The sequence below is a fragment of the Terriglobus sp. YAF25 genome (assembly GCF_052113305.1).
Lineage (GTDB): Bacteria > Acidobacteriota > Terriglobia > Terriglobales > Acidobacteriaceae > Terriglobus.
On record NZ_JBFRCY010000261.1, the window covers coordinates 1 to 5,527 of the forward strand.

General features: G+C 59.2%; 3 protein-coding genes and 1 pseudogene. 2 read left to right on the forward strand and 2 right to left on the reverse strand.

Annotated elements, in window-relative coordinates; translation table 11 throughout:
- Nucleotides 1-1,067: pseudogene (locus AB4043_RS12525) on the reverse strand (peptidase M1); the annotation flags it as partial.
- Between the two features lie 43 nt (nucleotides 1,068-1,110).
- Complete coding sequence (locus AB4043_RS12530) at nucleotides 1,111-2,415, reverse strand: lipid-A-disaccharide synthase (protein ID WP_442299339.1); 1,305 nt, start codon at nucleotides 2,413-2,415, stop codon at nucleotides 1,111-1,113.
- A gap of 80 nt (nucleotides 2,416-2,495) precedes the next feature.
- Between AB4043_RS12530 and AB4043_RS12535 the strand changes: the two genes are divergently transcribed.
- Both AB4043_RS12535 and AB4043_RS12540 read left to right on the forward strand, forming a co-directional pair.
- Nucleotides 2,496-3,647, forward strand: coding sequence for a glycerophosphodiester phosphodiesterase family protein (locus AB4043_RS12535; protein WP_442299230.1), 1,152 nt, complete (start codon nucleotides 2,496-2,498; stop codon nucleotides 3,645-3,647).
- Between the two features lie 126 nt (nucleotides 3,648-3,773).
- Nucleotides 3,774-5,527: carboxypeptidase regulatory-like domain-containing protein (locus tag AB4043_RS12540; protein WP_442307184.1), on the forward strand; the 1,754-nt coding region annotated here is incomplete at its 3' end.

Here is a 5,527-nt window from a genome sequence, read left to right on the forward strand (position 1 = left end):
ATGGAGGAGATGGGCACCGTGTCATAGGCCAGGGCTCCGGCGGAGATATCGGGGATGGCGCTCTGGAGGGAGTTCTTGCCGTTGGCGTCTTCCATATACATCAGCTCCGAATAGCGAGCCATGCCGTTGGTGATCCAGGCATCGTTCAGGGTCGCGGGAGAGATTTCGCTGCCCCACCACTGGCGCGAAACGGTATTGGCGAGCAGGCGATAGCTGTTGTGGTCAGGCCAGCGGCTGCCGGCGATGGCAGCTACCTCCGGTCCCCAGGTAGAGCTCACGGCATCATCGGGCAGCTCCACCAGGTTCACGCGGGTTGATTCCGGCTGGCCGAAGGTGGAGCTCATGAACTCGAACTCCTTGGCGGCAGTTTCGCCGTAGCCGGCGGCATCTCCGGTGTGCTTCTCGGTGGTGTAGGTGCGGATGTTGCCAACGGTCTTTTCCGTGAACTTGCCGGCGATGACGGTTCCCGGAAGTCCCGGCTTGGTCCAGTTGAAGTCAAACTGGGTCTTGCCGCCGGCGATGTCTTTGTGCCCGCCCGCGCCGCTGGCGACTGCGGTCTCGCCCTTGGGGACGACGATATGCATCTCGGCGGTGAAGCGGTCGGTATAGAGGCCGCTCACGGGGAACCAGCGGCCGGGGTAGAGCAGGATCGAGATGGGGTCCGCAATTGCGGCCATCTTAATACCCTCCACCGGGCTGGTATCGGCATCCTTCAAGACGCCCGCATATTCGAAGGTGTAGGTCGCCGTCTCACCCTTGGCGAGCGGCTTGGCGGGGGTAATGTGAACGGTGGAGTCGGTCGCGACGCGGTCGGCCGACAGGGTTGCTCCGGCGCCGTCGGTCAGCTTGGTGATCTTGAGGCCGTTATTCAGCTCCAGCGTCACGCTGGAGAGGTCTTCCAGGGCGGTGAAGGTGACCTTGGCCGTAGCCGTCAACTCGTTCTTCGACGGGTTGAGATCGGCAGTGATGACGTACCCGGTGACATCGACCTGGGGACGGAGGGGAGCAGCATAAGCGCTGACGGAAATCGCAGCAAGAGCAAGCAGATAGCGGACGCGGCCGGACATTCTCTTCGATATCCTCTGGGGAGATGGTACTCCCATCAGTCGGTTAGACGCAGGTTTCTCCAAGTAGTTGGAGTACCGCTGCTTTTACCCGGCTGATGGCGGTTTCTCCGGGTTTCCCGGGTTCAAGTTGAAGCCTCAGCGCATGCAGATCCTGCCGGACTGTGGCCAGCTTCGCCGGATCGGCCAGCCAGCTTCGCAGTAGATCGGCGAGCTTTTCCGGGGTGAAGTTCTCCTGCAGTAACTCAGGAACAATTCTGCGGCCGGCGATCAGGTTGGCCATAGCGATGGGCAGGTTGCCATGCTCGTCCAGCGGAGCCGGAATCTCCGACGGATAAGAGACCAGCTTCTTAGCCAGCCGGAAGGTCAGCGGGGATACCTTATAGACCACCACGAATGGATTGCCGATCACGGCTGCCTGGACGGTCGCCGTACCGCTGGCGACGACGCCGATGGTGGCATGGTGCAGCGCTTCGCGCGCGTCAGGCACCAGGACCGGGCGGATCGTGGGTTGGGGCATAGCGGCGATCACCTCCTGAATTACCTCTGGATTCAGGGTCCATGCGACCGGAAGCAGGAACTCATAGCATGACTGGCGCAGCCTGCCTTCGGGAGAAGTGACCTGGAATGTGACCATCACGACAGATTCTTTCCGCGGCTCCAGCATTTCGGGAGGGACGGCAGGATTCAGGGAAAGCTGTTTGGCTGCCTCCAGCATGGTGGGCAGGTTGGCCTGGATCTCTTTCCTACGGCTTCCGGGCAGAAGGGCGATCCAGATTCTGTCCGGATTCAGACCGTGGCGCGCAGCGAACTCCTCGCGGCTGGAAGAGGGAAGCGCAAGCTCTGCCAGGGGGTGGCCAACGAATTCCGCATCGACACCACGCGCCTGGTAGAACGGTTGCTCGAAGGGGAAGATGACCATCATCTTCGAGATGCGTTCCTGCACCCAACGCAGGCGGCGTTTCTTCCACGCCCAGAGCTGCGGGCTGACAAAGTAGACGACCGGGACACCCTGCCGATGGAGCTCTTTTGCCAGGCGGAAGTTGACATCCGGGAAGTCGATCAGCACGGCTACGTCAGGCTTCCGCTCGCGGATGGCGCGGATCAGGCGGCGATAGCTGGCATAGATCTTCGGGATGTGCCGAAGGATCTCGGTAATGCCCATGTGAGCGACATCTTCGGCACGTACCACGCGTTGTTGTCCGGCCGCTTCCATCTCAAGGCCACCCAGGCCGAGGAAAGTGGCTTCGGGTAACTCCGCCTTGAGGGCTGCAATGAGCTGTGCGCCGTAGTGGTCTCCGCTGGCCTCGCCGGCAGAGACAAAGATGGTCGGGTTGGATTTGTCAGCGATGCTTCCAGCCTACTAGGCTAGGGCGTTGATGGGCCAGCAAGTGCAACGCTGCATTAATCCACGGCCTGCATAGTGAATACATGATGAAGCGTACGATTGCCTGTATGACGTTGTTGAGCAGCTTTGCCATGGCGCAGAGCAGCGATCCCTACCTGGCTTTGATGAAGAAGGCGGGCGAGCATGCCCGTACGAAAGGGGCGAAGCATACGCCGGTGCTATCCCCGGTAGACTCCAGCGTCGTCGGACCCAACGCAAAGGTACGCGTCGATACGCTCCATGCTGCCGGCTTCAAGGTCGTTTCCTGGACGACCAACGATGCGGCCAGGATGAAAGCACTGATCGACCTTGGCGTGGACGGCATCATCTCCGACCGCCCGGACATCCTGCATAAGGTCGTCGAAGATCTCCGTGCCTCGGGAAAGCCGCTGAAGGGTTTCGATATCACCGCGCACCGCGGCGGGCGCGGCCTGCGTCCCGAGAACACCTTGCCCTCGTTTGAGAACGGTATGGACCAGGGCGCCACCACTCTGGAAACGGATACCGGCGTCACGACCGACGGAGTCTCCCTGATCTGGCACGATCAGTTCCTCAACCCGGAGAGCTGCCGCCGCGCTGATGGAGCGTCCTACACCATGGAGAACCGTGTCTATATCAACACCATCTCCATGCCGGAGGCACAGAAGACCTTCATCTGTGACAAGCTGCACTTCGGTCCGGACCAGAAGAACGACCTGGCGCTTTCGCCGGTCGCTGTCGCCTTCGCAAAGCTGGAGAAGATGCCCAGTCCGTACGCACCTACGAACGCCGCGCAGCTCTTCCGCTTTGTGAAGTTCTATACGGAGTACTACAAGAGCGGGGCAGGGAAGAACACGCCTCATGCCGCGGAGCGTGTCGCCACCGGGGCGACGGTGCGGTTTAATCTCGAGACCAAGATCATGCCCGACCGGTTGCCATCTGAGGTGGCGGGAGCGCAGAATACCAATGCTTCGGCAGACCTCTACCAGAATCACTCGGCTGGGCCGCAACAGTTTGTCGATGCGCTTTGCGGAGCCATCATCCGCGAAAAGATGATTGGCCGCGCCGAGGTGCAGAGCTTCGATTTTCGGACCTTGCAATTAGTGGAAGAACAATTTCCCGAGATTCCAACGTACTACCTGACGAACAATGCGAAATTGCTTAGCAGCGAATTCGTTCCCGAGACGCTTCGTCTCTCGCCGGAAGAGACAAAGTAATGGCCTCCGTCCCGCGCTGATACCTTCCCGGCGCGGGACGGATTTTCCTCCGAAAACACAGGGGTTGAAACCTTATATTCACCGTCTCGTCACCGGCTTGCAATATGCGTTCCCTACGGTGCAAACATGCGAGATTTTGCGAGACTCCTTCTCCTGGCAGTAGTGTGTTTTGCGTTACCTGGGCTCTTACATGCCCAGTATGACAACGGCAGCCTGGTCGGTACGATTCATGATGCGACCGGGGCTCCGATTGCAGGCGCGAACCTTACCATCATCAACACTGCGACCTCCATCGCGACACAGGTCAAAACAAATGAAGATGGAGATTACAGCGTTCCGCAGTTACGCGTAGGCGTCTACAAGATCACTGCTTCTTCGACGGGATTTGCAGATACCATCGCGGACAATATCACCATCTCAGTCGGTGGCCGTCAGCGTATCGACCTGACCATGAAGGTCGGAACGACGGAAACCTCCGTGGAAGTCAGCGGCATTGCGCTGCAGGTTGAGACCGAGTCCAGCCAGCGTGACCAGACCGTAACCCAATATCAGTCGGCGGCGCTTCCTCTCGTTACCCGTAACTATGCCGACTTGATGGGCCTGGTCACCGGCGTTCGCCAGGCGCCCAGCGCGGCAACAACCAGCTCGATCAGCAGTCTTGTCCGTGCCGGCGCCTATAACGTCAATGGCCAGCGCAGCATGTTCAACAACTTCCTGCTCGACGGTCTGGATAACAACGCCTATGGCGAGTCCAACCAGGGCTTCGATAACCAGATCGTTGCCGTGCCGCCGGACTCGGTTGCGCAGTTCAGTGTTGTTACCAACAACCAGAGTGCTGAATATGGCCGCTCCTCCGGCGCTACGATCAACGTGGCTACCGCCAGCGGAAGCAATGCGTTCCACGGTGTGGTCTATGAGTTCCTTCGTAATACGGTGTTGAATGCCGCCGGCTTCTTCAAGCCGACTCAAGGCTCCGTGGCATTCAAAAAGCCGACGTTCAATCGTAACCAGTATGGCTTCACCTTCGGGGGTCCGATTCTGAAGGACAAGCTCTTCTTCTTCCTCGATTACGAGGGTTTCCGTCAGACGCTGAAGCCGCTAACGGTGCTGACGCTGCCCACGCTGAATCAGTTGAACGGCGTACTGACGCAGCCGGTGYGTGATCCGCGTACAGGCACCATCTATCGGGCCGGTTCCACAATTCCTACCGCCGCATGGAGCCCGCTCTCTCTTACTGTGGTGAATGCCTTCAGGCAGATTCCCGGTCTGCCGCAGTCCGGTGCGGCGACGACCGGTCTGGCATCGAACGACTACGCGGCTCAGGTCCCGTTTACCGATAAGAGCGATAAGGGCGATCTGCGCCTCGATTACCAGCAGAGCCCGGCGACCTCCTACTTTCTCCGTGTCAGCGACCGCAAAGAAAATGCCGTCAACTATCCGAGCATTCCGCTTCCTCTTGATGGCCAGACCAACGGAAAAATCCGCGTGCTGAATGAGCAGGTAGCGGCTGGTTTCAATCACTTCTTCGGTTCGAACAAGATCATCGATGCGCGTGTCGGTCTTTCGAAGACCAAGGCTGGTAAATATACGCTTTCGATCGGTAACAACTCCTTCTCGATTCCTGGCCTGCCCTCGAATCCGGTGGTCGCCGGCGGTCTGCCGTCCATCGGTATCACGGGCTTCAGCTCCTTTGGCCGTCAGAGCACGAATCCACAGTGGCAGAATCCCTCTCTGCTCGATCCGAAGGTCAACTTCACCTGGGTCAAGCATGACCACACTCTGAAGTTCGGTTACGAGTTTGAAAAGGTGTGGATGGCCGTCAACGATAACAATCCGCTCTATGGCGGATGGAGCTATGGCGGCGGCTACAGCCTCTGCAC